Source organism: Vibrio sp. 03_296, from assembly GCF_002265885.1.
In genome coordinates this window covers 1-1,014 of the sequence record NZ_NPKW01001344.1, presented here as the reverse complement: position 1 = coordinate 1,014, position 1,014 = coordinate 1, and the positions used below count along the sequence as shown (strand labels likewise).

Below are 1,014 nucleotides of genomic sequence, written 5' to 3'. Positions count from 1 at the left end.
GGAGCTAGGAGCTAGGAGCTAGGAGCTAGGAGCTAGGAGCTAGGAGCTAGGAACTAGGAACTAGGAACTAGGAACTAGGAACTAGGGTACTTGTTAGAGCTGAAATGAGTAAACAAGTTTACTCGCAAAGAAAAAGGGGCGAACACGTCGCCCCTCAGATTGATGACGAACCCCGCTTTTTAAGTGGGGTTCTTTTTTGGAAGCGACCGTAGGTCGCGATCGTGATATTTTTTGTTATATCGTGCGCAGAAGTTTCCATTCATTACATGGGTATACAGAAGCAAGTATCTGCCTTATTTCTGCCATATTTAAGCCCATTTTTCGTAGATAGTTCACCACCAACGCTATCTTCTTGATGTTTTGGGCTGCCGCTGCCAACCAACATTGCATTTGCACATTGGCTAGACCTCGGAAGCGAGCATAACGATGACCATGATGTTGCTTGGCATCTGCAAAGCTCCGTTCTACTGTTTCACTTCGACGTCGATAAGTCTTCTTGCCATAGGAAGAGAGCCGCATTTGATTGCTCTCTCTACGGCATCGCTATAGATATGCCGAGTAATTCACTTTCTTCATGTTTTTGCTTTGAGTGCAGTCATCCCTCATTGGACAGAACGCACACTCTTTCGGGTCTGAGTGGTATTCTCGGTAGGCATCGCGTGATGTGGTTTTATAAAGCAACGCCTGACCATTCGGACATTGGTAGCWGTCTCTTTGCGCGTCGTAAGTAAAGTGTTTCTTTTTGAACGTCATTTTTCGTTCTCGATGGACGTCGATAACCGAACACGCCAAGAATACCTCGACGTTCAAGTGACTCCGCCACTGGAGCGGTAAAGTAGCCCCGCATCCAGTCCAACGGCTATCGGGTTCAATTGGAATGTAGCAAGCGTGTAATCTAAGCGTTGAACGTAAGGCTGTGAGTCATTGATGTTGCCCGCGGTGGTATAGGTATCGAGGATAATTCCRTGTTGACCATCAACGGTTCGATGGTCGAGRTAGAAGAAGCCTTGTGGC

The 1,014-nt window shown here is 47.1% G+C and carries 1 pseudogene; it reads right to left on the bottom strand.

Annotated elements, in window-relative coordinates:
• Nucleotides 1-234: 234 nt before the first annotated feature.
• Nucleotides 235-1,014: pseudogene (locus CIK04_RS32050) on the bottom strand (transposase); the annotation flags it as partial.